This is a genomic window from Martinezella miluonensis (assembly GCF_900094545.1).
Lineage (GTDB): Bacteria > Pseudomonadota > Alphaproteobacteria > Rhizobiales > Rhizobiaceae > Rhizobium > Rhizobium miluonense.
On the sequence record NZ_FMAH01000018.1, the window covers coordinates 75,551 to 101,321 of the forward strand.

The 25,771-nt window shown below is 60.5% G+C and carries 23 protein-coding genes and 2 pseudogenes; 15 read left to right on the plus strand and 10 right to left on the minus strand.

What is annotated here, in order from left to right; all coding sequences use genetic code 11:
• Positions 1-18 precede the first annotated feature (18 nt).
• Complete coding sequence (locus GA0061102_RS16195; RefSeq protein WP_092850746.1) at positions 19-612, plus strand: SCO family protein; 594 nt, start codon at positions 19-21, stop codon at positions 610-612.
• Between the two features lie 124 nt (positions 613-736).
• Complete coding sequence (gene copC, locus GA0061102_RS16200; protein ID WP_092850749.1) at positions 737-1,105, plus strand: copper homeostasis periplasmic binding protein CopC; 369 nt, start codon at positions 737-739, stop codon at positions 1,103-1,105.
• A 72-nt stretch (positions 1,106-1,177) separates the two neighbouring features.
• On the opposite strand, the gene GA0061102_RS16205 is transcribed toward copC, so the two are convergent.
• The 7 genes and pseudogenes from GA0061102_RS16205 to GA0061102_RS16225 form a co-directional block, all read right to left on the minus strand.
• On the minus strand, positions 1,178-1,879 hold the full coding sequence (locus GA0061102_RS16205) for a polysaccharide deacetylase family protein (RefSeq protein ID WP_092850752.1): 702 nt from the start codon (positions 1,877-1,879) through the stop codon (positions 1,178-1,180).
• Positions 1,880-1,889: 10 nt separating this feature from the next.
• Positions 1,890-2,708 (minus strand): glycosyltransferase family 25 protein, encoded by an 819-nt coding sequence (locus GA0061102_RS16210; RefSeq protein ID WP_092850761.1) that lies wholly within the window; start codon positions 2,706-2,708, stop codon positions 1,890-1,892.
• A gap of 138 nt (positions 2,709-2,846) precedes the next feature.
• Entirely contained in the window at positions 2,847-3,134 is a 288-nt protein-coding gene (locus tag GA0061102_RS33980; protein ID WP_342588037.1) for a hypothetical protein, read from the minus strand.
• 5 nt (positions 3,135-3,139) lie between these two features.
• Positions 3,140-3,463, minus strand: a complete 324-nt coding sequence (locus GA0061102_RS33985; RefSeq protein WP_342588038.1) for a hypothetical protein — start codon at positions 3,461-3,463, stop codon at positions 3,140-3,142.
• 286 nt (positions 3,464-3,749) lie between these two features.
• Positions 3,750-5,720 (minus strand): peptidoglycan L,D-endopeptidase MepK, encoded by a 1,971-nt coding sequence (locus GA0061102_RS16220; RefSeq protein ID WP_092850767.1) that lies wholly within the window; start codon positions 5,718-5,720, stop codon positions 3,750-3,752.
• Positions 5,721-5,895: 175 nt separating this feature from the next.
• Positions 5,896-6,117, minus strand: a pseudogene (locus GA0061102_RS34055) (helix-turn-helix domain-containing protein); the annotation flags it as partial.
• Between the two features lie 107 nt (positions 6,118-6,224).
• Positions 6,225-7,476: pseudogene (locus tag GA0061102_RS16225) on the minus strand (sigma-54-dependent transcriptional regulator); the annotation flags it as partial.
• Positions 7,477-7,697: 221 nt separating this feature from the next.
• Here GA0061102_RS16225 and GA0061102_RS16230 point away from each other — a divergent pair.
• From GA0061102_RS16230 to hemH, 9 genes are all read left to right on the plus strand, one after another.
• On the plus strand, positions 7,698-9,545 hold the full coding sequence (locus GA0061102_RS16230; RefSeq protein WP_092850774.1) for a M3 family oligoendopeptidase: 1,848 nt from the start codon (positions 7,698-7,700) through the stop codon (positions 9,543-9,545).
• Between the two features lie 280 nt (positions 9,546-9,825).
• A complete protein-coding gene (locus GA0061102_RS16235) occupies positions 9,826-10,986 on the plus strand; it encodes an aminodeoxychorismate synthase component I (RefSeq protein ID WP_092850776.1) in 1,161 nt (386 codons plus the stop codon).
• Positions 10,971-11,612: an aminotransferase class IV family protein gene (locus GA0061102_RS16240; protein ID WP_092850778.1), complete on the plus strand. Its 642-nt coding sequence runs from the start codon at positions 10,971-10,973 to the stop codon at positions 11,610-11,612. The genes GA0061102_RS16235 and GA0061102_RS16240 overlap by 16 nt, the downstream gene beginning before the upstream one ends.
• A 4-nt stretch (positions 11,613-11,616) precedes the next feature.
• The gene (locus GA0061102_RS16245) at positions 11,617-11,901 is read left to right on the plus strand and encodes a YciI family protein (RefSeq protein ID WP_092850780.1); all 285 of its coding nucleotides are present in this window, start codon (positions 11,617-11,619) and stop codon (positions 11,899-11,901) included.
• 238 nt (positions 11,902-12,139) lie between these two features.
• Positions 12,140-13,591 (plus strand): homospermidine synthase, encoded by a 1,452-nt coding sequence (locus GA0061102_RS16250; protein WP_092850782.1) that lies wholly within the window; start codon positions 12,140-12,142, stop codon positions 13,589-13,591.
• Positions 13,592-13,772: 181 nt separating this feature from the next.
• Positions 13,773-14,159, plus strand: coding sequence for an outer membrane lipoprotein Omp10 (gene omp10, locus GA0061102_RS16255; RefSeq protein WP_092850785.1), 387 nt, complete (start codon positions 13,773-13,775; stop codon positions 14,157-14,159).
• Positions 14,160-14,186: 27 nt separating this feature from the next.
• A complete protein-coding gene (locus tag GA0061102_RS16260) occupies positions 14,187-14,516 on the plus strand; it encodes a hypothetical protein (protein WP_092850790.1) in 330 nt (109 codons plus the stop codon).
• Positions 14,517-14,633: 117 nt separating this feature from the next.
• Positions 14,634-16,754 carry a 5'-nucleotidase C-terminal domain-containing protein gene (locus tag GA0061102_RS16265; protein WP_092850794.1) on the plus strand — a complete coding sequence of 707 codons (2,121 nt, stop codon included), beginning with the start codon at positions 14,634-14,636 and terminating at the stop codon, positions 16,752-16,754.
• Between the two features lie 97 nt (positions 16,755-16,851).
• Positions 16,852-17,886: a ferrochelatase gene (gene hemH, locus GA0061102_RS16270; RefSeq protein WP_092850798.1), complete on the plus strand. Its 1,035-nt coding sequence runs from the start codon at positions 16,852-16,854 to the stop codon at positions 17,884-17,886.
• A 33-nt stretch (positions 17,887-17,919) separates the two neighbouring features.
• On the opposite strand, the gene GA0061102_RS16275 is transcribed toward hemH, so the two are convergent.
• Positions 17,920-18,828, minus strand: coding sequence for a S1C family serine protease (locus GA0061102_RS16275; protein WP_092850850.1), 909 nt, complete (start codon positions 18,826-18,828; stop codon positions 17,920-17,922).
• A gap of 314 nt (positions 18,829-19,142) precedes the next feature.
• Between GA0061102_RS16275 and GA0061102_RS16280 the strand changes: the two genes are divergently transcribed.
• A complete protein-coding gene (locus GA0061102_RS16280; protein ID WP_092850805.1) occupies positions 19,143-20,159 on the plus strand; it encodes an SPFH domain-containing protein in 1,017 nt (338 codons plus the stop codon).
• Between the two features lies 1 nt (position 20,160).
• Positions 20,161-20,619, plus strand: coding sequence for an NfeD family protein (locus tag GA0061102_RS16285; protein ID WP_092850807.1), 459 nt, complete (start codon positions 20,161-20,163; stop codon positions 20,617-20,619).
• Here GA0061102_RS16285 and GA0061102_RS16290 read toward each other — a convergent pair whose 3' ends face one another.
• On the minus strand, positions 20,620-21,615 hold the full coding sequence (locus tag GA0061102_RS16290; protein ID WP_092850809.1) for a KpsF/GutQ family sugar-phosphate isomerase: 996 nt from the start codon (positions 21,613-21,615) through the stop codon (positions 20,620-20,622).
• A gap of 195 nt (positions 21,616-21,810) precedes the next feature.
• On the opposite strand from GA0061102_RS16290, the gene GA0061102_RS16295 reads away from it, so the two are divergent.
• Positions 21,811-23,331 (plus strand): outer membrane beta-barrel protein, encoded by a 1,521-nt coding sequence (locus GA0061102_RS16295; RefSeq protein ID WP_092850811.1) that lies wholly within the window; start codon positions 21,811-21,813, stop codon positions 23,329-23,331.
• 94 nt (positions 23,332-23,425) lie between these two features.
• Here the strand turns inward: GA0061102_RS16295 and galU are convergent, their stop codons facing one another.
• On the minus strand, positions 23,426-24,313 hold the full coding sequence (gene galU / locus GA0061102_RS16300) for a UTP--glucose-1-phosphate uridylyltransferase GalU (RefSeq protein ID WP_092850814.1): 888 nt from the start codon (positions 24,311-24,313) through the stop codon (positions 23,426-23,428).
• 202 nt (positions 24,314-24,515) lie between these two features.
• Between galU and GA0061102_RS16305 the strand changes: the two genes are divergently transcribed.
• Positions 24,516-25,739, plus strand: a complete 1,224-nt coding sequence (locus GA0061102_RS16305; RefSeq protein ID WP_092850816.1) for a lytic murein transglycosylase — start codon at positions 24,516-24,518, stop codon at positions 25,737-25,739.
• Positions 25,740-25,771 lie beyond the last annotated feature (32 nt).

Here is a 25,771-nt window from a genome sequence, read left to right on the forward strand (position 1 = left end):
GGCAAACAGGAGAAGCCTATGTTCACCAGCGAATGGTCGATCCCCGCGATCCTGACGATCTTCCTGCTTAGCGTCTGCGGCCTGATCGCTTATTTCACCTGGAGCCTCATTCCTCCGGCGACGGCTGCCGGGAACCAGATGGGTGGACCGTTCAATCTGATCGACGACCGGGGCCAGCCCATCACCGAACAGGCGCTTAAGGGCCATCCGTCGCTGATCTACTTCGGCTATACCCATTGCCCCGATGTCTGCCCTACGACACTGTTCGAGATGGCCGGCTGGCTCAAGACGCTCGGCCCGGAAGCGGACCGGCTGAAAGCCTATTTCTTTTCCGTCGATCTCGAACGCGACACGCCGGAGGTCATGCATAAATACACGGGCAATTTCACCGATCGCATCGTCGGCGTTACCGGCGACGCCGCTGAAATGCAAAAGGCCGTGAAGGGTTGGCGCATCTATGCCAAGAAAGTCCCTTCACCCGACGGCGAATACACCATGGATCACACCGCCTCTGTCCTTCTCGTCGATGCGGGCGGCAATCTGCGCGGGCTGATCGCCTATGGCGAAGACAATGCCGTCGCACTGCAAAAGATTCGCAATCTTCTGAAATGACCGGCCCCGGTCGTCCGCATAGGTCGTGTCGGCCAAGATCCAGACACGATATTCCCGGCGACATCAGTCGCCACCAGACTTGGCGCAGCCCCCTGCGGCGCCTCAACCCGAAAGGAAGACTGACATGCCTCGAATGAAGAAGCTGCTGTTTGCTACCCTTGCGGCCTGCATGGCCCTGACCGGTCAGGCCTTTGCGCACGCTCACCTCAAGTCCTCCACCCCTGCAGCCGACAGCACCATCAAGCAGGCACCGTCTGAACTGGATCTCACCTTCAGCGAGGGCCTCAATCCGAAGTTCAGCGGCGTGACCGTTACCAGCCCGGACAGGAAGACCGTGAAAACAGGCGCTTCCATGCTGATGGATGGCGACAAGACGCTGATGGTGCCCCTGAGCGACACGCTCGCGCCCGGCAAATATACGGTCGAGTGGCACGTGCTCTCAACCGATGGTCATAAGACCAACGGCAGCTACAGCTTCACCGTTGCCCCCTGACCGGACATGTCCGGGGCGGCTGATGGCCGCTCCGGCAACATTCGCCGGATAGAGTACGGTCGATGCCGCCGACTATCCGAATACGCATTTCCTGACGAAGTGCAGCCAACTGTCGTTGCGCCGAACGGTCGCCCGCGGCAAGCCGAACAGATCGTCCTGCGGCCGTGCCCTTCCGCGCTTTGTCGTGGTCGCGGCACTATAACCGGCCTCATAGGTCAGCTTTCGATCCACCTGGGTTTCATCGCCATAGGGAAAGCAAAAGGACGAAACGTCGACGCCAAGCAAATTCTCGAGCAGGCCGCGGGAATCAGAGATCTGGCGGCGTGCCTCCGTCTGCGACAATTGCGGCAAGTGAACATGGTCAAGCGTGTGCGAGCCGATCTCGTGCCCAAAGCTGCTCCAGCGGCGCAATTGCTCGACCGACATGCACGCCGCAGGCGCCACGCCCAGCGGGACGTCCCAGACATTGCTCCCGCCGATCTGATTCGCGACCACGAAGTTCGTCGCGGTGAAGCCGAACTCCTGCAGCACAGGCAGCGCATTCTCATAGACATTGAGATAGCTGTCGTCGAAGGTGATGGCGGCAACCTTGCCGGCCTTCTCCCCGGCGATGTAGGGCAGCGCCTCGCGCAGCGACAGGCCCTTAATTCCAAGCCTTTTCAGCCATTCCATCTGGCGACGGAAAGCCTCCGGATGGACGACCATGCTTCTGAACGGTGCCTTGCCGGAAGGCGGCACGGCAATCTGATGGTATGCGAGGATTGGAACGGCCAAGTTGATCGTCTCAGATGGGGTTGCGCGAGCGCAGTGCAATTCTTGCACGATATAGCGGCCGCAACACCTCTCTGGAAAGCCTTTCCATCAATGTCCGCCGGCTCTTGATGGTGCTGCCGCCGAGCCGCGAGGAGATTTCATGCACGCCACCAGGCAGGACGGAGAGCGGTGAAACCTGCGTGAGCCAGCGCATCTGCACGGTCGTATCGACCGGACGGTCGAAAACGGCGGTTACTTCCAGCAGACGGATGGCGGCATCGCGGCTTACAAGCTGCGCCACCATACCAAGGCCGACGCGGGTCGGCCGAATGACGTCGGTCTTGTCCTGCGTCAAGACGCACTTGCCATCTTCCTTGCCCATACGGAAGGGAAAGCGAATGAAGGCGCCGGGCGCAAGGCAGGCCTTGGCAGCCGCAAAGGCCGCAGGGAACAAATCGTCGATCTCGACATCGTCTTCGAATATGAGGCCCGCATCGATCCCCTGTTCGACAATGGCTGCCCAAGCCTTGCGGTGCGACAGGAAGCAGGCGATCTCGCCGGTGCTCATCTCGAAGGGATAGGACGGCGCGTGAAGCCGGCGGCGATACACCCCATCTATCTCTGCCTTGCTCAAGCTACGGCCGTCGACCGCTTCGACGATTTCGCTGGGAACCGGAAGGCGCGCCATCAGTCTTTCGACCTGCGGCATGCGGTCGCGAGCGCGATCCAGATGGACGACGAAGCCACGGATGACCGGTTGGCCCGGCTCCGACACATGATCGAATCCGAATCCCGCACGTGATCTTTCAAGCGGTATCACCGAAGACGGGTTTAATCCGCGATTCTGCATCAAATAATATCCCGATGTTGTAAAGGCAGGCTCTAGCAATCGTGAATGAAGGCGGGCTTAGGTAAAAATGAGCCAAAACTGAAAACCGCGATGTCCAGCCATACTACACACAGCTTAACGCAGATCTATTGGCGACAGTCAAACAAGTATACTGATTCGACCGCTCGTCATTTTGTCTTCGACCCAACGGCGTTCGTTCAGCAGAGAATGGCGCTTCCACCCTTCCCAACTGAAACCGCACAATTTCACCTCCCATTCGCGGGCGGAAAGTATCGAAAGCATGTATCGAATGCCGAAGAAGCTGGCGCTCGGAGCAGCCCGACGCATCTGGCACTCGGCGACCCCAAGTTCCGCGCAGCCATCGATATAGAACTGCGGCGGCATGATTCGGACTTCCTTGCCCGCAATGCCGGCCAGCTTGATCATTCGCATCATCCATCGCCCTTGCGACCGCCCTTCAGCCGCGAGAGGAAGCGAGACCTGCGGCAATATTTGCCGACAATATGGGGGTGATAGGCAAGAACGATCTTCTTGGCGGCTCGGAAGGTGGCGCTGGTCAGGAATGCCGGATCGATCAATCGGCGCGGCATCCGTCTGCTGGACGCTGCGAGCATGAGGATATCCGTGCGTGAGCCACTCATGCCGGCAGAAGCCTTTGGTTCCTCGAGGCGCATCGTGAACTCCGCATTGTCAACGATCTCGGATAGATCGCGATGCAGCTTTCCGTTGCCGATGATGACCGCCGTCTTGCGCATAAATTGAAAACGCCCGCCTTTCTATCATGCCGTGCAGCTGCGGATATGAATGAAAATTGAGTCAATAATAATGCCAAATAGATGAAATCGTACGGCAACCAGAAAGATCGAGGGCTATTGGCGACAGGCAATAACCGGAGCAAGCCATGCGCTTTGCATCGGAAAGCGCATGGGGCGCGGCGACATGCTCCCACGTTGATCCTGCTGAAGCCGAAATCTTGCCTCGAAATGCAAAGGGGAGCCCGAATGGGCTCCCCTCAAGCTACGCGTTCTGGAATGCAAGGGTCTATTCGACCGAGTTGAACTTCTTCACCTGGAGGAAATTCACGGCCGAACCGCTGAAGCGTTCCGGGTCGATCGAAGCCGTCTGCATCTTGAAGCCATCGGTATAAACGGCTGTCGGCTGGGCACGGAGTGCCGGGCTTACGAAACGCGGCGCCTTGACCGGACGGTTGGCAATCTCGACGCGGGCCTTTGCGATCGCCCACTGGGAAATCATCTTTTCGGTCAGCCTCGGTGCCGTCGTGATCGTGGCGTGGCCGGCATCTGCGTCAACGGCATCCTGCTTGTTCGGTCGTCCACCCTTGGCTGCGATACCGGCGGCAATCGGACGTTCCTGCGGCCTTGCCGCATCGAAGCTGTCATTGAAACGGCGGCTGCTGGCCTTGACCTCATTGCGGATCGGCGCCAGTGCGGCCACCTGCATCGGCATCTGCTGCGCCGGTCTCTGTTGCGGCAGGACCGACGCAATCGCCTGCGCGGCATCGTTACCACCCGCAGCGCCATTGCTCGGCGGCGCAATCTGATCCTTCGACGCGACGTCGTTAAGCGGCGGGTTTACAGGAGCTTCAGCGCTGGCAACCGATCGATCGGGCCGGCTCTGCTCCAGGGCCGCAACGATCGCAGGCGAAAGCGTATTCGCATCGGCCTGGTCGTCGAGGGATTCCTGATCGGCATTGGCGGAAGCCAAAAGATTTTCCGCAATTTCAGGACGTTGTGCCGGCAAAGGCACGGCCGCCAATTGGCCCCTCATGTCAGCCTCGGCCGACGCCACTTCGGCATCGCCGGGCGCACGGCGCTCAAGCAAGGACGGCACCGGCACGCGATAGGAGCGAAGATCGGCATATTGCTGCTGCTCGTCCGCATCCGGCATGGCTGCAGCAAGCGCAGCCTGCGCATCGTTGCGCGGCGGCGATACGAGAGCGGAGGCGACTTCGCTGCCAGCCGGCTGATTGCCAAAGGCCGGACGAACCTGCGGAACAGGTGCGTTTATGCTCGCAACCTGAACCTGGGGCTGAGCAGCTTGTTGCGTCTGGACAGGGCTGCTGTCGTCGCCATCATCACTCGCGGCCGGAGCCGGTTGGCCCTTGCGGCTAGCCGAAGCAACAGCCACCGGTGCTGCCGCCGTTCCGCTTTCTGCATTGTCCTCTTCTTCATCAGCACCGCCGCCGATGCCAAACAGGCGGGCGAAGAAGCCGCGCCGCGGCGAAGAAGAACTGGCGATCTGGATATCGTCCGACGACATGCGGCGCTTGTAGTCAGCCACGGCCTCCTGATAGCCCGGCAGCGGACGGCCGTCAGCAGGAATGTGCATCGTCTTGCCGTTCGGGAACAGGCGGACGAGATCCTGGCGATCCATGCGCGGCCAAGCGCGCACGCCGCCGACATCCATGTGCACGAAGGGCGAGCCAGATGTCGGGTAATAGCCGACGCCGCCCACCTGCAGCTTCATGCCGATTTCGCGCAGCTTGGAAAGCTTGACGTCCGGAAGATAGAAATCCATCGCATTGCCGAGCATGTGCTGGCTTTTCTTGGCAACGCCGGTATGGGAGGAGCGCGTGCGCAGCATCTCGTTGGTGCCCGGAGACCGGAAACCGCAGATCACGTAGATGAATTCGTGCGAACCGCTTTCGCGGTAGGCTTCCCAGATGAGGTCGAACAGGCGCGGGTTCATCTTGGTCGGCTGGTTCTTGCGCCAGTCGCGCAGAATGCGGTTCAGCTTTTCCAGGCCATCCGGATCGAACTTGCCATTGCGCTTGTAGGTGATGACGGCCTTTTCGCCGGTATGGACGTAATAGATCTTCAGGCTGCGGGTTTCACCGCCAGCCTGGGAGGGTGTGCTAACGAATACAGGGGTAGAAACAGCCAAAGCAAGGAGGCCAACGGCTGCAACCTTGGCCACCTTGCGAAATAAGTCCGAGCACGCAGAAAACCCGCTCAAGCTTTTAGGCTTGGTATTTCCACTCAAATTCGGCAATTCGATCCCCGTCCGACAGACAATGTCGCATCGTGTTCCAAATGGCTGTCAATTGCGGTGACACGATGACAAAAATGCCACACATGATCGCCCTCTTCATACATGGTGAACGATGCACTAACAAGTGCTTTACGACGGGTAACAAAATATGCTTGCTTAAACGTTAAGCTTTCCTTCATGCGGCGCTTTTTTGCGGGTCATCCGGGTCTATCCCGTAATCCTTCAACTTGCGATAGAGAGTCGAGCGCCCGATCCCGAGTTTCCTCGCGACCTGACTCATCTGCCCCCGATAGAATTTAAGGGCGAATCGGATCAACTCTTCCTCGACATCCGCCAGTTTTCGTACATCTCCTGAAGTATTTGTACTGACTATGACATTGTCGGAGCCGGTCGACAGGGCATCGCCGACGGGAAGCGCAGAGGTTGCAGTCATATCGGATGAGACGACGCGCATGCCGCGTTCCATTCGCTCTCCGGCTGCAACTTCCGCGGCGTGAGCCTGCGAATTATCCACAACTAAGGTCGGATGCTCATTGGCGAAATAGCCGGGCAATTGTGCCGCGATTTGCGGAAAATCACTATCAAGCAGCTCCGGCCCTTCGGACAGGACGACGGCCCGGAAGACGGCATTTTCAAGCTGGCGGATATTTCCCGGCCAGTCGTAGGCCGTCAGCAGAGCAAGCGCACTGTTGCTGATCGAGAGCGGATAGTCGAGCTTTTGCTCAAGCGCAAAGCGATCGGCAAAGGCACGTGCCAGATGCGGAATATCTTCCTTGCGGCGGCGCAGCGCCGGCATGGTGATTGGGAAAACGTTAAGGCGATAGTAGAGATCCTCGCGGAACCGACCGGCCTTTACCTCTTCGATCAGGTCCTTGTTGGTCGCCGAAATCAGCCGGACGTTGACCTTCTGCGCGACGCGCGCGCCAACGGTCTCGATTTCACCCTGCTGCACTGCGCGCAGCAGCTTGACCTGGACTTCCAGCGGCAGGTCGCCGATTTCGTCGAGGAACAGCGTACCGCCGTCGGCTTCCATGAACTTGCCGACATGACGCTCGGTCGCGCCGGTGAACGCGCCCTTCTCATGCCCGAACAGGATGCTTTCGACCAGATTGTGTGGGATCGCGCCGCAGTTGACGGTCACGAACGGCTTGCCGGCGCGGTCGCTGGCAGCCTGGATGGCGCGCGCAACGAGCTCCTTGCCGACGCCGGATTCGCCTTCGAGCACAACCGGGATATTCGATTGCGCCGCACGATGCGCAAGATCGATCACGCGCATCATCGCGGGACTTGCCGAGACGATGTCGTCAAAGCTGATGGCGCTGGAGCGCGACTTGCGCCCGGCGCGGGCTTTTGCCTCGCGCTGGTCGAGCTTCAGAGCATTGGCGATCGACGCTGCAATGCGCTCCGGCGAAACGGGCTTGACGACGAAATCGAAGGCGCCGGCCCGCATGGCCTGCACGACCGTATCGATGCCGCCCTGCCCCGTCTGCACGATGACAGGCAGGTCGATCCCCATATCGTTCAGCGCGCTCAGAAACTCGATGCCGTTCATTTCCGGCATCATGAGATCGAGCACGATCACACTGATCTGATCGCTGTTGCGCTTCAGAACTTCAAGGCCGAAACGGCCATTCTCCGCCAGATGGGCAACGTGTCCGTGCCGCTCGATAGCATTTTTCAGCAGACGACGTTGAATCGGATCATCCTCAACAACGAGAATCTGCGCGCCACCCTTGGCGCTATTATAAACGGTCATTGGTGCCTCACTTCATGCGAAACCTGACACGAACATTCGCAGAAAGGCTTGAACATGAAGTTTTGCCAAATCATCGCATTTTAATCATTATGACGAATGTAACAGCGCCTGTGATTCAACCCGTCGGTGTAGGAAAATCAGGCCTTGCAGCAGGCTTTCCGGCCGAATAGACACGATCGGACCGGACGTTTCGAAATAATAAAGCAGAGGAAATATCGCCCATGAGCCCGACCTCGCTCCGTCAATCCCTTAATTTCTCCGCAAGCCAGGCTGCCGCGAGCAGCGCTCTTGGAGATCTGCCCGCCTGGAAGCTCAGCGACCTCTATCCCTCCTCCACCTCCCCTGCCTTTGTCGGCGACATGGAGAAGGCCGGCAAGATGTCGATCGCCTTCGAGGAAAAGTGGAAGGGAAAGCTCACCGAAGCAGCCAACAAGACCGGCGACGCCGGTATCGGCGCCGCCATCAGGGAATATGAGGCGCTAGACGATATCATGGGCCGCCTCGGTTCGTTCGCTGGACTCACCTATTTTTCCAATACTATCGATCCGGCCAACGGCAAGCTCTATGGCGACGTTCAGGCGAAGCTGACGGATTACGCCGCTCACTTGCTGTTCTTCCCGCTCGAGCTGAACCGCATCGACGACGCGACGATGGACGCCTGCATGGCGAGCGACCCCGCCGCCGGCCACTATCGCCCTTGGATCGTCGATCTGCGCAAGGACAAGCCGCATCAGCTGGACGACAAGCTGGAGCAGCTGTTCCTGGAAAAATCCATGACGAGCGCCGCCGCTTTCAATCGCTTGTTCGACGAGACGATGGCGGAGCTGCGCTTCGAGATCGACGGCGAGAAGCATCCGCTGGAAGTCGCCTTGAACATGCTGCAGGAGCAGGATCCGGAAGTGCGCCGCAAGGCGGCCATGGCGCTTGCCGAAACGTTCAAGGCCAACCTGCGCACCTTCACGCTCATCACCAACACGCTCGCCAAGGACAAGGAAATCTCCGACCGCTGGCGCGGCTTCGAGGATATCGCCGATAGCAGGCATCTGGCCAACCGCGTCGAGCGCGAAGTGGTGGACGCATTGGCCGCCGCCGTGCGCGACGCCTATCCGCGGCTTTCGCACCGCTACTACAAGATGAAGGCCAAGTGGCTCGGCATGGAACAGATGAATTTCTGGGACCGCAATGCGCCGCTGCCGGAAACGCCCAATGCGCTGATCCCCTGGAGCGACGCGAAAGACACGGTTCTTTCCGCCTACGGCAATTTCTCGCCGGAAATGGCTGATATCGCCAAGCGCTTCTTCGACGAGGAATGGATCGATGCGCCGGTGCGTCCCGGCAAGGCGCCAGGCGCCTTCGCGCATCCGACAGTGCCGTCTGCCCACCCTTATGTTCTCGTCAACTATATGGGCAAGCCGCGCGATGTCATGACGCTGGCGCACGAACTCGGCCATGGCGTGCATCAGGTGCTGGCCGGCGGCCAGGGCGCGCTGATGTGCCAGACGCCGTTGACACTGGCCGAAACCGCCTCCGTCTTCGGCGAAATGCTGACATTCCGCGCCCTGCTCGACAAGACTAGCGACAAGCGCGAACGCAAGGCAATGCTCGCCCAGAAGGTGGAGGACATGATCAATACGGTCGTGCGCCAGATCGCCTTCTACGAATTCGAGCGCAAGCTGCATACCGCCCGCAAGAGCGGCGAGCTGACATCAGACAATATCGGCGAGCTGTGGCTCTCGGTACAGGCCGAAAGCTTAGGCCCGGCCATCAGGATCTCCGAGGGTTACGAGACCTACTGGGCCTATATCCCTCACTTTATCCACTCGCCCTTCTACGTCTACGCCTATGCCTTCGGCGATTGCCTGGTGAACTCGCTCTATGCGGTCTACCGCAATGCCGAGAAGAGTTTCCAGGACAAGTATTTCGAGCTCTTGAAGGCCGGTGGCACCAAGCATCACTCCGAACTCCTGAAGCCTTTCGGCCTCGATGCCACCGATCCGTCGTTCTGGAGCAAGGGTCTGTCGATGATCGAAGGGCTGATCGACGAGTTGGAAGCGCTAGATAGCAACTGAGATCTCTCGCCTGCTCTGAGAAGAAACAGGTCAGGTATTTTCGCCATAGCAGCACCGCCGCGCGTAGCCCCTCACCCTAACCCTCTCCCCGCTTGCGGGGAGAGGGAACCGGTTCAACATCAGCCGCACTGTCCTCGTTCAAATCACGGGGAGTGGCTGCGGTAACTCCCTCTCCCCGCAAGCGGGGGAGAGGGTTAGGGTGAGAGGCCATGCGCGAAGACGCATCAGGCGCAATCAAGCCTGAGATCGACTGAACAAAAAACTGGACTAAAATCCGCGCATGGCCGACAGCCGACACTACGTCCTCTTCAGGGACGACAGCACAGGACAGATGATGATCTTTGCCGATCCCGCAGAGATCATTACGGCCCGCACGCGTGCGCAGTTCTTCGACGCGCTGGAGCGGATGGAGAAAGCCAGGCAGGATGGAAAATGGCTGGCGGGCCATATGGCCTATGAAGCCGGCTATCTCTTCGAGGAAAAGCTTGCGGCCTTCGTTGAAGAGGACCGGGAAGCGCCACTGCTCTGCTTCGGGGTTTTCGACGCCCCGGCGGCTGGCGACCATCCGCTTAGCGAACCCATGCAGCGCCGCGAAAATCAGGAATTCCTGACCGAGCCGAAAGCCGCCTGGGATTTCCCAATATATAAGGAGAGGTTCGAGAGGCTGCACCAGCATCTCCGCCTGGGCAACTGCTATCAGGCAAACCTCACCATGCCGATCCATGCCCGCTGGAATGGTGACGCGCGGGCGGCCTTCTGGTCGCTGATCGAGCGGCAGCCCGTGAAATACGGTGCGCTCGTCGAACTCGGCGGACCGATTATCCTGTCGCGCTCCCCGGAGCTCTTCTTCCGGACCGATGAGGAAGGCTGGATCGAGACGCATCCGATGAAGGGCACGGCCAAGCGCGGAGCGAATGCCGCTGAGGATGACGAGATCATCGCCGCGATGCTTGCCGACGAAAAGACGCAGGCGGAGAACCGCATGATCGTCGATCTCCTGCGCAACGACATCTCCCGCGTCACCGAGGTCGGCACGCTTGAAGTGCCCAAGTTGTTCGAGATCGAGACCTATCCCACTCTGCACCAGATGGTGAGCCATGTGCAGGCTAAGCTGCTCTCCGGCATGACAATCCGCGACCTTTTTGCAGCACTCTTCCCCTGCGGCTCTATCACAGGCGCGCCGAAGATGCGGGCGATGGAAATCCTGCATGAGCTCGAGGACAGTCCACGCGACGCCTATTGCGGCGCGATCGGCATGATCTCGCCGACTGGCGCCATGCGTTTTTCGGTGGCGATCCGCACGATCACGCTTTTCGAAGACGGCCGTGCGGTGTTCAATGTCGGCGGAGGCATCGTCTTCGATTCGACGGCGGAAGCGGAATATGAGGAGTGCCTCCTCAAGGCGCGCTTCGCCGTGGGGGACCGATGGATCGACCTGTAGAGGATTTTTGCCTGATCGAGACGCTGCGCTACGAGCCGGAAACCGGCTTCGTCCGTCTGCGCCTGCATCTCGCCCGACTGCAGCGCTCCGCCCGCCGCCTTGGTTTCTCGGCTCCGCAAAACGTGCTTGGAAAACTGGAGCATGCGGTTTCCGGCGCCAACGCGCCCTTGAGGGTCCGGCTGACGCTGGATCGCGAGGGACAAACGGCGGTAACGACGGCCCCCTTTACCCCGCTGCCGCCCGATATCGTCTGGCGCGTCCGCATCGCCGCAACCCGGCTCGATTCCGCCGACAAGCTTCTGCGCGTCAAGACCACGCGCCGGGCGGTTTATGAAGTGGCACGCGCCGAATATCGCCCCGACGAGGCGGACGAGGTGTTGCTGCTCAACGAGAAGGGCGAGGTTTGCGAGGGCACGATCACCTCCGTCTTCCTTGATGACGGCCAGGAGATATTGCGCACGCCGCCGATCTCCTCAGGCCTGCTTGCCGGCGTATTGCGCACGGAATTGATCTGCCAGCGCAAGGCCCGTGTCGGACGCATCCGGCTCGACGACCTGAAAGATCGCACTCTTTATGTCGGTAACTCCCTGCGCGGCCTGATCCGCGCGCAACTCCTGTGGAATTGATTGCATGTTCATTCTCTCGCTTACCTACCTCAAGGGCAATGACGAAGCCGACAAACACATGGAGCCGCATATGGCCTGGGTGAAGGAAGGATATGCCAAGGGCTGGTTCCTTGCGTCGGGCCGCAAGGTGCCGCGCACCGGCGGCGTCATCTTCGCCCGTGGCGATCGCGCCGATCTGGAAGCCTATGTCGCCTCCGATCCCTTCACCATCCATGGCGTCGCCGCCTATGAGGTTCAGGAAATCGCCCTCACCACCGTCATCGACGGATTGGAAACCTTGAGAGCCTGATTGACGGGAGACGCCTCTAACCCTATTCCGCTTTGGTCAGCGAAAACCAACCTTGAAGGCAACAAACTCGTCGCATATGGCGTGTATGTTGGCCGCACTTGACTTTGCCCGGCTAACCCTGAACAGCTCTTTATTGTGACATCAAATTATGATTAGAGCCGCTCACCCCGCGTTTTAGCGCAAACTCTGATTGAATTTCGTGAACCGAACGGCGTCCCGCCTTTCGAAGGAGAAAAGAATGACGAAACACAACTATCCGGTATATGCCGAAATTACCGGTCCGATCGTAATGATCGGCTTTGGCTCCATCGGTCGCGGCACCCTGCCCCTGATCGAGCGCCATTTCAAATTCGACAAGAGCCGGATGGTCGTGATCGACCCGCAGATGGATGCCGAGCACCTGGCGATCCTGGAAAAGCATGGCGTCCGTCATATCCAGGAATATGTCACCAAGGACAATTACAAGGATCTCCTGAAGCCGCTCCTGACGGAAGGCGGCGGCCAGGGCTTCTGCGTCAACCTCTCGGTCGACACCGGCTCGCTCGATCTGGTCAAGCTGTGCCGCAAGCTCGACGTCCTCTACATCGACACCGTCGTCGAACCCTGGCTCGGCTTCTATTTCGACAAGAGCCTGAAGAACGCCGACCGCACGAACTATGCGCTGCGCGAAACCATGCGCAAGGAAAAGGAAAAGAACCCGGGCGGTTCGACGGCCGTTTCCACCTGCGGTGCCAATCCGGGCATGGTCTCCTGGTTCGTCAAGCAGGCGCTCGTCAACCTCGCCAAGGATATCGGCGTGAAGTTCGAAGAGCCGGATCAGCACGACCGCGAAGGTTGGGCCAAGCTGATGAAGAAGGTCGGCGTCAAGGGCGTCCACATTGCCGAGCGCGACACGCAGCGCACCAAGCATCCGAAGCCGCTCAACGTCTTCTGGAACACCTGGTCGGTCGAAGGCTTCATCTCCGAAGGTCTGCAGCCGGCCGAACTCGGCTGGGGCACCCATGAAAACTGGATGCCGAAGAACGCCAAGAAGCACAAGAAGGGCTGCCAAGCCGCCATCTATCTGGAGCAGCCGGGCGCCAACACCCGCGTTCGCACCTGGTGCCCGACGCCTGGCCCGCAGTACGGCTTCCTGGTCACGCACAACGAATCGATCTCGATCGCCGACTTCTTCACGGTCCGCGACAAGGACGGCGAAGTCACCTTCCGCCCGACCTGCCACTATGCCTACCATCCCGCCAACGATGCCGTGCTCTCGCTGCACGAAATGTTCGGCAATGGCGGCACCCCGCAGCCGGTTCACCACGTTCTTGACGAGGACGAACTGGAAGACGGCATCGACGAACTCGGCGTGCTGCTCTACGGCCATGACAAGAACGCCTACTGGTACGGTTCGCGCCTGTCTCTGGAAGAGACCCGCCGAATCGCTCCCTACCAGAACGCCACCGGTCTGCAGGTGACCTCGGCCGTTCTCGCCGGCATGGTCTGGGCACTCGAAAACCCGACCGCCGGCATCGTCGAAGCCGACGAGATCGACTACAAGCGTTGCCTCGAAGTGCAGCTGCCCTATCTCGGTCCGGTTGAGGGTCATTACACCGACTGGACCCCGCTCGACGGCCGTCCGGGCCTGTTCCCGGAAGACATCGACGCGAAGGATCCCTGGCAGTTCAAGAACATCCTCGTTCGCTAAAAGGAATAGCATTCGCGAAACGCAATGCTCGAATGCCCGCACAGGTCGTGCGGGCATTTTTGTTACGCAAGCGGGATAAATCAAGCAGTTGCCTTCTGACGCCTTGCTTTAACCCAATAGCCGCGCCATCTTTCTCGCAACCGACACGACACCACTCCGCCCTTCATCGCGGGAGACCTTTATGAAGCTCAGAACCACCCTTTCCCTCGTTGCTGCCGCAGCAGCCCTGTCCGCCTGTGTCGATTTCGGCGGATCGAGACCGCCTCCGATGACAATGAACTCAGGTGCACAGTCGCGGACAAACTCGGTAGAAGGCAGCTGGGCCGATTCAAACGGCCTGAATTCGACGTTCAATGCCGGTCGGTTCGAGACGCACACGACCGACGGCACGAACCAGCAGATGGCTTCGGGAACCTACACGACCGACCCCTCTGGCGTGATCCAGATCAATCTCTATTCGAACATCAAGCGCACCAGCTCCAAGGTGAATTGCTTCATGGCGAACCCAGGTCAACTGAACTGCACCTCCGAGACGGGCGGACACTTCTCTCTCAATCGCCAGGGCTGAACGGCCCGGGCGGACGGATAGGGCACAATGCGCGGGATGATGGTTCTCTATCTGGCCCTCATCGCAGCCCTGCCCGTCGCCCTTCTGGCGATGGTCGTTCCCGTCAACAGCTATCGGGCTCAAGGCATCGAGGCACTCGATTGCGACGGGCCGATGAGCGTTCTCATGTACGCCGTGCCAGCCCTGCTGATCTATGGCGCCGGCGCGATCCTGCTTTATCGGGATCGCCGTCGGCGTTTTCATGTCGTCGCAGCACTCTGCTGCCTGCTCGTTTTCTGCTCCCTCGGCTGGAAGGTTGCCTCGGCACTACGGGAGTCCTATGGAAGCGCCTCCATCGAGGCATGCGCCTCCTCGTAAAATCCTAATGAAGCCAACAGCTTTTGCTTGCACTCGCTCCGCCGTGATGAAAACATTCGCGAGGGACCGCCATGGGGCATGGGCGGACCGGACTGCAACGACGAACAGGAGAGACAGATGAAGCAGCCCTTCGGAGCGGGTCTTTTGGCCGCCACGCTGCTGGCGCTCAGCAGCAGCGCCGCCTTCGCGGACTATCAGCTCAATATCCTGCACTTCAACGATTTCCATTCGCGCGTGGAGTCGATCAACAAATTCGATTCGACCTGCTCCGCAGCCGAGGAAGCCAAGAACGAATGCTTCGGTGGCGCGGCGCGGCTGAAAGCCGCCATCGACCAGAGGCGCGCAGCTCTTGCCGGCCAGAATGTGGTGGTGCTCGACGCCGGCGATAATTTCCAAGGCTCCCTGTTCTACACGACCTATAAAGGAGCAGCCGAAGTCGAGTTCATCAACGACATGAAGATCGACGCCATGACCGTCGGCAATCACGAATTTGATGATGGCGAAGGTCCGCTTGCCGCCTTCCTCGACAAGGCCCAGTTCCCCGTCGTGACTGCCAATCTGGTGATCGACGACCAGTCGAAGCTTGGCAATCGCATCAAGAAATCGATCGTTCTCAACATTGGCGGGCAAAAGATCGGCATCGTCGGCGCCGTGACCACCGAAACGCCCGAAGTCGCCTCCCCTGGCCCACATGTCAAAGTCACCGACGATGCCGCCGCCATCAGCGCCGAGGTGGACGCGCTGAAGTCACAAGGCATCAACAAGATCATCGCGCTCACCCATGTCGGCTATCCGCGCGATGTCGAAAAGATTGCCAAGATCGCCGGTGTCAGCATCGTCGTCGGCGGTCACTCGCATACGCTGCTGTCGAATACGGATCCGAAGGCGGCCGGCCCCTATCCGACCATGGTCGACAATCCGGCAGGCTACAAAGTGCCGGTGGTTCAGGCCGCGTCCTACAGCAAATATCTCGGCGATCTTGTCGTCACTTTCGACGACAATGGCGCGGTCAAGGACGCCAAGGGCGACCCGATCCTGCTCGATGCCTCCATCAAGCCAGACCCCGCCATTGCCGCCCGCGTCCAGGAAATGGCCAAGCCGATCGAAGAGCTGCGCAAGAAGGTCATTGGCAACTCGCAGGCTCCGATCGAGGGCGCGCGCGAAATCTGCCGCGTGCAGGAATGCTCGATGGGCAACCTCGTCGCCGACGCGATGCTCGACCGCACCAAGGGGCAAGGCATTTCCATCGCCATCCAGAACGGCGGCGGCCTGCGCGCCTCCATTGGCGCCGGTGACGTCAGCATGGGCGACGTGCTGACCGTGCTGCCCTTCCAGAACACGGTCGCGACCTTCCAGCTGACCGGTGCCGGCGTGAAGGCAGCGCTCGAAAACGGCCTCAGCCAGATCGACGACGGTGCCGGACGCTTCCCGCAGGTTGCCGGTCTCAAATACAGCTTCGACAAATCCAAGCCCGCTGGCAGCCGTCTTGTATCCGTCGAGGTGCAGGAAGGCACGGAATTCAAGCCGCTGGACCCGGAAAAGACCTACGGCGTCGTCAGCAACAACTACATGCGCGCCGGCGGCGACGGCTACACGGTCTTCGCCAAGGATGGCAAGAATGCCTATGATTTCGGCCCCAATCTGGAATCGGTGGTCGCCGACTATCTTGCCGCGCACAATCCTTACAAGCCCTATACGGACGGTCGCGTAACTCAGGTCGCCCCAGCTCAGGCGGCAGCACAGCCGGAGCCGGCAAAGCCCGCCGATACCAAGCCGCAAGCCGCACCGGAGCAAAAGCCGGCACCGGCCGCTGCCGAAAGCACCGCCGCCGCGCCCGCAGCGGCGCCTGCCTCTTCGGCTCCCGCCATGACCACGCCAAGCACGACCATGCCGGCAAACCCGACGCCTGCACCAACCGTTCCGGCAAATTCGGATCCGGCAAAGTCGGCGCCTGCGACGTCAGCCCCCGCGGCTAAAACACCGGCTCCCGCGGCTGAAACGCCGGCCGCTTCCGCACCGGCGGCCACAGCTCCGGCAGCCGCCGCGCCGCAAGCCACGGTCAGCGAACCGCCGAAAACACCGACGACGCATGTCGTCGTCGCCGGCGACACTCTCTGGAATCTCGCCAAGACCTACTACGGCAGCGCCAAGCAATGGCACAAGCTTCTGGCCGCCAACCGCAACATCAAGCCGCATCATCTGTCGGTCGGCGAAAAGTTGAGGATTCCAGCCGAGTAAGGACGATTTGTCTCGCATATCCCAGCCGGTCCGGGCTTCCCCGGGCCGGTTTTTGTTCCTATGTGAAGTGCTTCGTATCTTGAGAGGAATTCAATCGATGACAGCAAACCCGACCGCGCTTCCGTCCGATCACCCAAGCGTGAAATACGGCAAGGTTGGCGTGCTGCTCATCAACTTGGGAACACCCGACGGCACCGACTATGCCTCGATGCGCCGCTACTTGCGCGAGTTTCTGACCGACCGCCGCGTCATCGAATGGTCGCGCTGGAAATGGTACCCGATCCTGTTCGGCATCGTGCTCAACACCCGACCGCGGAAGGTCGGCAAGGCCTATGAGACGATCTGGAACAAGGAGAAGAACGAAAGCTATCTGCGCACCTATACGCGCAACCAGTCCGATCTGATGGCCGAGCGCCTGCGCGACCTGCCCAATGTCCGGGTGGATTGGGCGATGCGTTACGGCCAGCCCTCGATCGCAGACCGCATCCAGGCGCTGAAGGATGAGGGATGCGAGCGCATCGTGCTCTTTCCGCTCTATCCGCAATATGCGGCAGCAACGACGGCAACCGTCAACGACAAGGCGTTCGAAAAGCTGGCGACGATGCGCTGGCAGCCGGCGATCCGAACCGTGCCGCAATATCACGACGACGAGACTTATATCGAAGCGCTTGCCAGCTCCGTGACCCGGCACCTCTCGACGCTGGACTGGCAGCCCGAAAAGATCCTCGCCTCCTTCCACGGCATACCGATGTCCTACTTCAAGCTGGGTGACCCCTATTATTGCTTCTGTCAGAAGACCGGCCGCCTGCTGCGCGAGAGACTTGGTCTTTCAGAGGATCAGCTTACGGTCACGTTCCAGTCCCGTTTCGGCCCGGAGGAATGGCTGCAACCCTACACCGACAAGACGGTGGAAGAGCTGGCCAAAAACGGCACCAAGCGCATCGCCGTGCTCAATCCGGGCTTCGTCTCGGACTGCCTGGAGACGCTGGAGGAGATCGCCGAGCAGGCAGCCGAATCCTTCCATCACAATGGCGGCGACAAGTTCACCCATATTCCCTGCCTTAACGACAGCGAAGACGGCATGAACGTGCTGGAAAAGGTCGTGCGGCGAGAGCTGCTCGGCTGGGTTTGAGAACCCGCCGGCAGCAATGCCGGCGATGCAGGTCTATTGAAGCTGCGGCTTCTTGAGGAAGCTGCCGCGATCGCCAGATTTGACGCGCAGCCAAGCCTCGCGGCCGTCGCGCAGCACCCGCATCGGGATCTCGGCGCCCGCCGGTCCGCTCTGCCATATCTTGCGGTAGAAATCGGCGAGCCCGTCGACCTCCCCATCGCGAACCTCGGAAATGACGTCGCCCCGGCGTAACCCTGCCTTGGCCGCAGGCCCGCCTTCAGTGACGCTCATGACGACGACCTCGCCGTTGCTTTCCGCGGAAAAAGCGCCAAGCCAAGGCCGCGGCGGCTTGTTGACCCGGCCGCGCTTGATCAGGTCGTCCAGGATCGGAATCAGCAGGTTGATCGGCACGATCATGTTGATGTCGGCACTGTCACCATTCTGGGTCGCCATCTGCAGGTGCAGCGAACCGATGCCGAGGAGCTTGCCATCCTCGTCGAGAAGCGCAGCTCCGCCCCACGCGGGATGGGCCGGTGCCGTGAAGATCGCCTCGTCGAGCAGATATTCCCAATAGCCGGCGAATTCCTGCTTGGCGACGATCTTCGCCTCGACGAACTGGCCGATCCCGTCGGCGACGACAACTTCATCGCCGATCTCCGCCTTGCTGGCATCGCCGAATTCGAGGGCTGGCACGTCGAGCGGGCCGAGCGCCTGCACCAGGCCGAACCCGGTTTCCTGATCGTAAGCCAGGGCATGGCCAGGCACCACGCGACCGCTATTGGTCGTCAGCCAGACCTCGTCCGCTTCGGTGATCAGATAGCCGATCGTCAAGACCAGGCCGTTTCCCCGGATGACCACACCGCTGCCTTCCCTGCGGATGCCGAGCGTTGTCGCCGTAAAAGCATCTTCCGGAATTGACGCGTGTACGGCCACGACCGACCGCAAGGTCCTATCTATGTTCATAGCCTCACCCCGATGATCCGCAATGGCTTGGCTCGAAAGGCTGCGTGGCAGCGGAGCCGGAAATTCACTTGATAAGGTATGAAGATCAATCGTCCGGCGCAAGACCTTGATCGCGATAGATTGATCGAACCATGCCGCCGCGGCAGGCTTGAACACCCGTCGCAGCCCCATTCCTCACTTGCCGAGAACATGCTAACCCACCACATCTGATTGAGCTGCTGCCTCCTATGCTCGGCCGAGCGTTAGAGGCAGAACGGCGGCGATTTACGCGACGCGGCCCCCGCTGCAGGCGGGCGCGTCCATGGAGGAGTTCGATGGTGGTCGGTGGTTTCAGCATTGTTGTGATTGCCCTGGTGGTCTTGGTCATCCTGGTGCTGTTTGCGGGCATCAAGACCGTGCCGCAGGGCTATCGGTACACGATCCAGCGCTTCGGCCGCTATATCCGAACACTGGAACCGGGGCTCAACCTGATCGTGCCCTTCATTGACACGATCGGCGTCCGGATGAACGTGATGGAGCAGGTGTTGGCCGTTCCAACCCAGGAAGTCATCACCAAGGACAATGCAAGCGTCTCCGCCGATGCGGTGGCTTTCTTCCAGGTGTTGAATGCAGCGCAGGCCGCCTATCAGATCACCAATCTCGAAACCGCGATCCTCAACCTCACCAAGACCAACATCCGTACCGTCATGGGTTCGATGGATCTGGATGAGCTTTTGTCCAACCGCGACGCCATCAACGAGCGATTGCTGCGCGTGGTCGATGAGGCGGTGGAACCTTGGGGCATCAAGGTGACGCGCGTCGAAATCAAGGACATCCAGCCGCCGAAAGATCTGGTCGACGCCATGGGCCGGCAGATGAAGGCCGAGCGTGAAAAGCGTGCCCAGGTTCTGGAAGCGGAAGGCCTGCGCAATGCGCAGATCCTGCGTGCAGAAGGTGCCAAGCAGGCCGCCGTCCTGCAGGCCGAAGGTCAGCGCGAAGCGGCCTTCCGCAATGCCGAGGCCCGCGAACGTCTGGCCGAGGCCGAGGCGAAGGCGACCCGAGTGGTGTCCGAAGCCATCGCCGAAGGCAACGTGCAGGCGATCAACTATTTCATCGCGCAAAAATATACCGAAGCCCTGACCGCGATCGGCTCGGCCGGCAATTCGAAGATCGTGCTGATGCCGATGGAAGCCAGCGCCATTATCGGCTCGCTCGGCGGTATCGGCGCCATCGCCCGCGAAGTTTTCGGCGACAATGGCGACGGCAACGGCGCGCCGCAGCCTTCCCGTCCGCGCTCAGGCTCCACACGCACCACGCCGTCGATCAATCCGCTGACATCAAAGGAGAGCTGAGATGTTCGACAGTCTCGTCGTCGAGCTCGGTCCCTGGAGCTGGTGGCTGGTCGGTCTGGTGCTGCTTGCCGCCGAGTTGATCCTGCCGGGCTTCTTCCTTGTCTGGATCGGGCTTGCCGCCATCATCGTCGGGGCCTTGTCGCTGCTCTTCTGGACGAGTGCCTTCTGGGTCTGGCAAGTGCAGGGACTTGTCTTTGCCGCTACGGCCGTGATCGTCACCCTGCTCGGCCGCCGCTATCTCTACAACAACAACCAAGTCACGGACGAGCCCTTCCTGAACCAGCGCAGCGCCGGCCTGGTCGGGCGCACGGCAACGCTCGATCAGCCGATCAAGGAAGGCCGGGGACGCGTTCGCCTGAACGATACCTATTGGACGGTCAGCGGGCCGGACTTGCCGGTCGGCACCCGCGTCAAGATCGTCGCCAGCAACGGTCGAGAGCTCACGGTCGAACCCGTCTGATCAGGCCACACCGATCCGCAGCAGATCGTGAAAATGCACGACGCCGATCGGCCGCCGTGCGTCATCGATGACGATAAGCGCCGAGATATTGTGGCGATTGAGCACGGCCATGGCGCTCGTCGCCAGTGTCGTTTCCTTCACCGTCTTCGGATTGCGGGTCATCACCTCGTCCACGCGCATATCGGCAAGGCTGGTGCCGAGATTGCGGGCGATATCGCCATCGGTGACGATGCCGCACAGACAGCCGTCGTCGTCGATCACGCCGACGCAGCCGAAACGCATTTTTGAGAGCGTCATCGCTGCTTCCGGCATGCCGGTGCCAAGGCGAACCAGAGGCACGCGGTCGCCCTTGTGCATAATATCGGCGACATGCGAGAGGCTGGCACCCAGCTTGCCGCCAGGATGGAAGGTGCGGAAATCCTCGGCCGTGAAGCCGCGCGCTTCTAGCAGAGCCACGGTCAGCGCATCGCCAATGGCCAATTGCAGCAGCGTCGATGTCGTCGGTGCCAGTCCGTGCGGACAGGCTTCCTGCTCCTTGGGCAGCAGCAGCACCACATCCGACTCACGCGCGAGCGTCGAGGTCTCGCCGGCGGTGATGGCGATCATCGGGATGGAGAAGCGGCGGGAATAGCTGATGATGCCGCGCAGCTCGGCGCTTTCACCTCCCCAGGACATCGCAATGATGACGTCGTCCTGCGTGATCATGCCGAGATCGCCGTGATTGGCCTCGACCGGGTGGACGAAGAAGGCTGGCGTGCCTGTGGAGGCCAGACTTGCGGCGAGCTTGTTGCCGATATGGCCGCTCTTGCCGACACCGGTGATAACGACGCGGCCGCTGATGTCGCCGATGATCTCCACCGCGCGGCTGAAAGGCTCGGCCAGACCGTCGCTCAGCGCATGTTCCAGCGCTTCCATACCCCGTCTTTCGGTCTCGATCGTTCGCATCGCGGACTCGATCGCGCCGTTCTCGACGAATTTCACAGCTCTCTTATTCATGAGGGAGGCCTAACGCTTTTCCGCAAATCTGTCCACCGTAGATCGACCTGTGCCAACAGCGCGGTGCACTGCTCGACCTCGATAATATTGCCGCTGCGATCCGCACAACCGCTCTTCAGCAACCAAGCGTTAACCACACGGCTTTACACTTGGGTAAGGATTTATGCATTTCCAGCAAGGTCAGATATAGACAACATGAACATCGGCAAGAACAAGGCGGGTAAAAGTGCCCTCCGGCTGACGGCATGGGCGACATCCGCCGTGCTGGGCTGGAGTGTCGTATTCGCCGCGCCGATGTCTGCCGACGCCCAGGCACTCGCACCTGACCAAGGCCTCGACGATCCGTTGGCACTACCGAGCTCAAGCACTGCGCCCGACCGGACGGCAGCATCAGCAGCCGATGCGCAGGCGGCACAGTCCGCGAACCAGGTCTCCAGCACCAATGCGGACGCGCCACCGAACATGCGCCTTCGCCTCGAGGGCGTCGATCCGACCACGACGGGCTCCACGCTCGGCGACGATCTGCGCCGCGTCAACTCACGCGAGCCCGCCATCGATGGCTTGAGGACGCGAGCGCATCCCGATCGCGCCGATGCGCAAGGCATACCGCTCGGCACGTTCACCCTGCGCCCCTCGGTCAATCAGTCCATCAATATGGAGCGGAATAAGACCGGCTCCACCGAGAACAACCGCACCTTCCTGCAGACGGACCTGCGCAGCACGCTGACATCGGATTGGGATCGGCACGCCTTGACCATCACCGGCGAAGGCGTCTGGCAGAAGAACCTCAGCGGCGCCGGCGCGGAACAGCCGGTGGTCACGATCAATGCCGACCTGCGGCTCGACCTTCCCGCCAACACCACCGCCCACGTCACCGCCGGCTACCAATTCTATCGGGAAGATACCAACGACCCGAACGCCATAGCCGGCGCTTCGAAACAGTCCGCCGTCAATCAGTTCTCCACCGGGCTCTCGCTGGAACGTGACTTCGGCCTGCTACGCGGCACGACCGCCGTCGCGCTGACCCGAACGGTCTATTCCGATGCCGTGCTCTCTGACGGGACCCAGGTCACACTCAGCGACCGCGACCAGACGGCCGGCACATGGCGCGGCCGCATCGGTTACGAGCTCTCGCCGGTGATCATTCCCTTCGTAGAAGCCGACCTCGGCGTCGCGGTTTACGACCAGACGCGCGACAGCAACGGCTATGCCCGCTCGAACCAGAGCTATGGTGGCAAGGCCGGCGTCGAATTCGATCTCGGCGAAAAATTGAAGGGCGAGCTCGGCTTCGGCTATCAGCATACGGAATTCGACGATGCGCGCCTTGCCTCGATCGACTCGCCGACGATCGACGGCAGCCTCGCCTGGTCGCCGCAGCGCGGCACCGATGTCAGCATCGGCCTTTCCAGCACGGTTCAACCGTCGACCACGCCCGGCCTGGGCGGCTATACCGCTTACCGCCTCACAAGCACCGTGAGCCATCAGCTGCGCGACGATCTCACCGCCAAAGTGACGGGCGGAACGATCTGGCGTGATTATCCTTCCGGCGGCAGTGTGGCCGACGAGACCGAATATGACGCAGCACTCGGCCTGACCTGGGGGATCAACCGCTATCTCGATCTGACGGGCAATATTGGCTACCAGCTGACCACCAGAAAAGCCGGCGACGACACGCGGCAGCTCCAGGCCGGTGTCGGCTTGACGGTGAAGCGCTAATCGCGCCGCGATCCCCATCGAAACCTGTCCGGTTCTACAATGAAAAAGCCCGGCATAGCCGGGCCTAACTTTTCATTTTCGATGAATCGGCAGCTTACTTCAAAGCAGCGATCAGCCCCTTCAGCTCATCTTCGATGGTCGGGCGGATATCCGCGCGCGAAAGAGCAAACGCGACGTTGGCGAGAATGAATCCATCCTTTGCGCCGCAGTCGAAGGTCTGGCCCCGGAAGTGGTAGCCGGCAAAATCCTGAGACTGTGCGAGCTTCAGCATGCCGTCGGTCAGCTGAATCTCGTTGCCGGCGCCGCGCTCTTGGCTCTCCAGGATGCGGAAGATTTCCGGCTGCAGGATGTAGCGGCCGTTGATGAAAAAGTTGGACGGAGCCGTGCCCCTGGCGGGCTTTTCGACCATTTCCGTGATGCGGAAACCGCTGCCGATCGTATCGCCGACGCCGACGATGCCGTATTTGTGGGTTTGATCGGGAGCGCATTCCTCAACGGCGATGACGTTGCCGCCGCTCTGCTCGTAAAGCTCGATCATCCCCTTCATGCAGCCCTTTTCGGCTCGCATGACCATGTCTGGCAGCAGCAGCGCGAAAGGCTCGTCGCCGACGATCTCGCGGGCGCACCAGACGGCGTGGCCAAGACCGAGCGGCTCCTGCTGGCGGGTGAAGCTGGCCGTGCCTGCTTTCGGCAGCAGGCCGTTCAGCAGCGACAGCTCGGCATTCTTGTTGCGCTGGCGCAGCGTATGCTCCAGCTCGAACTGAATATCGAAATAATCTTCGATGACGTGCTTGCTGCGGCCTGTCACGAATACGAAATGCTCGATCCCGGCTTCCATCGCCTCGTCGACGACGTACTGAATCACCGGCTTATCGACGACGGTCAGCATTTCCTTCGGCACCGCCTTGGTCGCCGGCAAGAACCGCGTCCCTAGTCCTGCGACCGGAAATACTGCCTTACGAACCTTCTTATGCTGTCCCACTCATACCTCCTGGGCATTCAATAATTGGCGCCAAGCCATTCTAAAGGTCAGTAGATTAAATTTGCTACTGTTTTGCAAATAATGACTGACCGGCACTTCCATGGTAAAGAATTTGTTGACTTCGTTCGTTTAGTGTCAAGCTTGGGCCGATGCTACGCGCATCGCCGCACCGAAATCCAACGATTGATGGACAAGGCTGTCGATGACCGTAAACCGCAAACACTCCCTTCTTGGTCTCGCTCTGGCGCTCGCGCTCGGTGCCTTCGCGGGACTTGCTCCCGTTAACGCCAATGCTGACCCAGGGTTCCAAAAATGGATCGCGGGCTTCTATACGACCGCCGCAAAGAGCGGCATTACGCAATCGACCTACCGCAATGCATTTGCCGGTGTGACGGACCCCGACCCCACAGTCCTTGAAAAAGCGCAGTATCAACCGGAATTCAAATCCCAAATCTGGGATTACCTGGATTCCCGCGTTAATCCGTATACGGTCGATATTGGCCGGAAGATGGCGGTCAAATACGCGTCCACACTGCGCGCGCTCGAGCAGCATTTCGGCGTGGATCGAAATATCATTCTCGCCATCTGGTCGATGGAGTCGAACTATGGCGCCGTTCTCGCCAAGAACGACCGGCTGCATTACGTGCCGCGCGCGCTGGCGACGCTTGCCTATGCCGATCCGAAGCGGGCCGGCTACGCCAAGAAGCAGCTCATCGCCGCGCTGAAGATCCTGCAGAAGGGCGACATCTCGCGCAAGGATTTGAACGGTTCCTGGGCCGGCGCCATGGGGCACACCCAGTTCATCCCGACCAGCTACCTGCTTTATGCGGTTGATGCCGATGGCAGCGGCCATGCCGATATCTGGAACTCCATTCCGGACGCCTTGGCGACGACAGCCAATCTTCTCGCGAAGAATGGCTGGGACACCGGCCGTACCTGGGGCTACGAAGTCGTCGTGCCCGCCGGCGGCCACGCTCAGACCGGCAAGACGCACACCATCGCTCAATGGGCGGCGCTCGGCTTCGTACGCCCCAACGGCAAGGGCTTCCGCCAGACCTCCGACCGCGCACAGCTGAAGATACCGGGCGGCCCGAACGGCCCCGGCTTCCTGATGACCGGCAACTTCTTCACCGTCAAACGCTACAACGCATCGGACAGCTATGCCCTAGCGGTCGGCCTGCTTGCCGATCAGATCGCCGGCTATGGCGGCATGCAGCAATCCTGGCCACGTCCGAGCGGCACGCTGAACGTGCAGCAGAAGTTCGAGCTGCAGACGCGATTGAAGCAACTCGGCTATTATGACGGCGTCGTCGACGGCAATTTCGGCTCCGGCTCGAAGGCTGCGATCGCTGCGGTTCAGCAGCGCATCGGCATGGATGCCGATGGCGAACCCTCGATGAATCTCTTGAACGCGCTGCGCAAATAGGCCGCCGCCATCTGTCGAATCCGGGATCGCTG

What these genes read in the sequence shown, in the direction of transcription:
- GA0061102_RS16275 (WP_092850850.1), bottom strand. Translation starts at nt 18,828, where the DNA reads ATGAACATAGATAGGACCTTGCGGTCGGTCGTGGCCGTACACGCGTCA.
- omp10 (WP_092850785.1), top strand. Translation starts at nt 13,773, where the DNA reads ATGAAGCTCAGAACCACCCTTTCCCTCGTTGCTGCCGCAGCAGCCCTG.
- GA0061102_RS16295 (WP_092850811.1), top strand. Translation starts at nt 21,811, where the DNA reads ATGAACATCGGCAAGAACAAGGCGGGTAAAAGTGCCCTCCGGCTGACG.
- GA0061102_RS16210 (WP_092850761.1), bottom strand. Translation starts at nt 2,708, where the DNA reads ATGCAGAATCGCGGATTAAACCCGTCTTCGGTGATACCGCTTGAAAGA.
- GA0061102_RS16240 (WP_092850778.1), top strand. Translation starts at nt 10,971, where the DNA reads ATGGATCGACCTGTAGAGGATTTTTGCCTGATCGAGACGCTGCGCTAC.
- GA0061102_RS16250 (WP_092850782.1), top strand. Translation starts at nt 12,140, where the DNA reads ATGACGAAACACAACTATCCGGTATATGCCGAAATTACCGGTCCGATC.
- GA0061102_RS33985 (WP_342588038.1), bottom strand. Translation starts at nt 3,463, where the DNA reads ATGCGCAAGACGGCGGTCATCATCGGCAACGGAAAGCTGCATCGCGAT.
- GA0061102_RS16235 (WP_092850776.1), top strand. Translation starts at nt 9,826, where the DNA reads ATGGCCGACAGCCGACACTACGTCCTCTTCAGGGACGACAGCACAGGA.
- GA0061102_RS16195 (WP_092850746.1), top strand. Translation starts at nt 19, where the DNA reads ATGTTCACCAGCGAATGGTCGATCCCCGCGATCCTGACGATCTTCCTG.
- GA0061102_RS16285 (WP_092850807.1), top strand. Translation starts at nt 20,161, where the DNA reads ATGTTCGACAGTCTCGTCGTCGAGCTCGGTCCCTGGAGCTGGTGGCTG.
- GA0061102_RS16305 (WP_092850816.1), top strand. Translation starts at nt 24,516, where the DNA reads ATGACCGTAAACCGCAAACACTCCCTTCTTGGTCTCGCTCTGGCGCTC.
- hemH (WP_092850798.1), top strand. Translation starts at nt 16,852, where the DNA reads ATGACAGCAAACCCGACCGCGCTTCCGTCCGATCACCCAAGCGTGAAA.
- GA0061102_RS16265 (WP_092850794.1), top strand. Translation starts at nt 14,634, where the DNA reads ATGAAGCAGCCCTTCGGAGCGGGTCTTTTGGCCGCCACGCTGCTGGCG.
- GA0061102_RS16290 (WP_092850809.1), bottom strand. Translation starts at nt 21,615, where the DNA reads ATGAATAAGAGAGCTGTGAAATTCGTCGAGAACGGCGCGATCGAGTCC.
- GA0061102_RS16245 (WP_092850780.1), top strand. Translation starts at nt 11,617, where the DNA reads ATGTTCATTCTCTCGCTTACCTACCTCAAGGGCAATGACGAAGCCGAC.
- GA0061102_RS16230 (WP_092850774.1), top strand. Translation starts at nt 7,698, where the DNA reads ATGAGCCCGACCTCGCTCCGTCAATCCCTTAATTTCTCCGCAAGCCAG.
- GA0061102_RS16280 (WP_092850805.1), top strand. Translation starts at nt 19,143, where the DNA reads ATGGTGGTCGGTGGTTTCAGCATTGTTGTGATTGCCCTGGTGGTCTTG.
- GA0061102_RS33980 (WP_342588037.1), bottom strand. Translation starts at nt 3,134, where the DNA reads ATGATCAAGCTGGCCGGCATTGCGGGCAAGGAAGTCCGAATCATGCCG.
- copC (WP_092850749.1), top strand. Translation starts at nt 737, where the DNA reads ATGCCTCGAATGAAGAAGCTGCTGTTTGCTACCCTTGCGGCCTGCATG.
- GA0061102_RS16260 (WP_092850790.1), top strand. Translation starts at nt 14,187, where the DNA reads ATGCGCGGGATGATGGTTCTCTATCTGGCCCTCATCGCAGCCCTGCCC.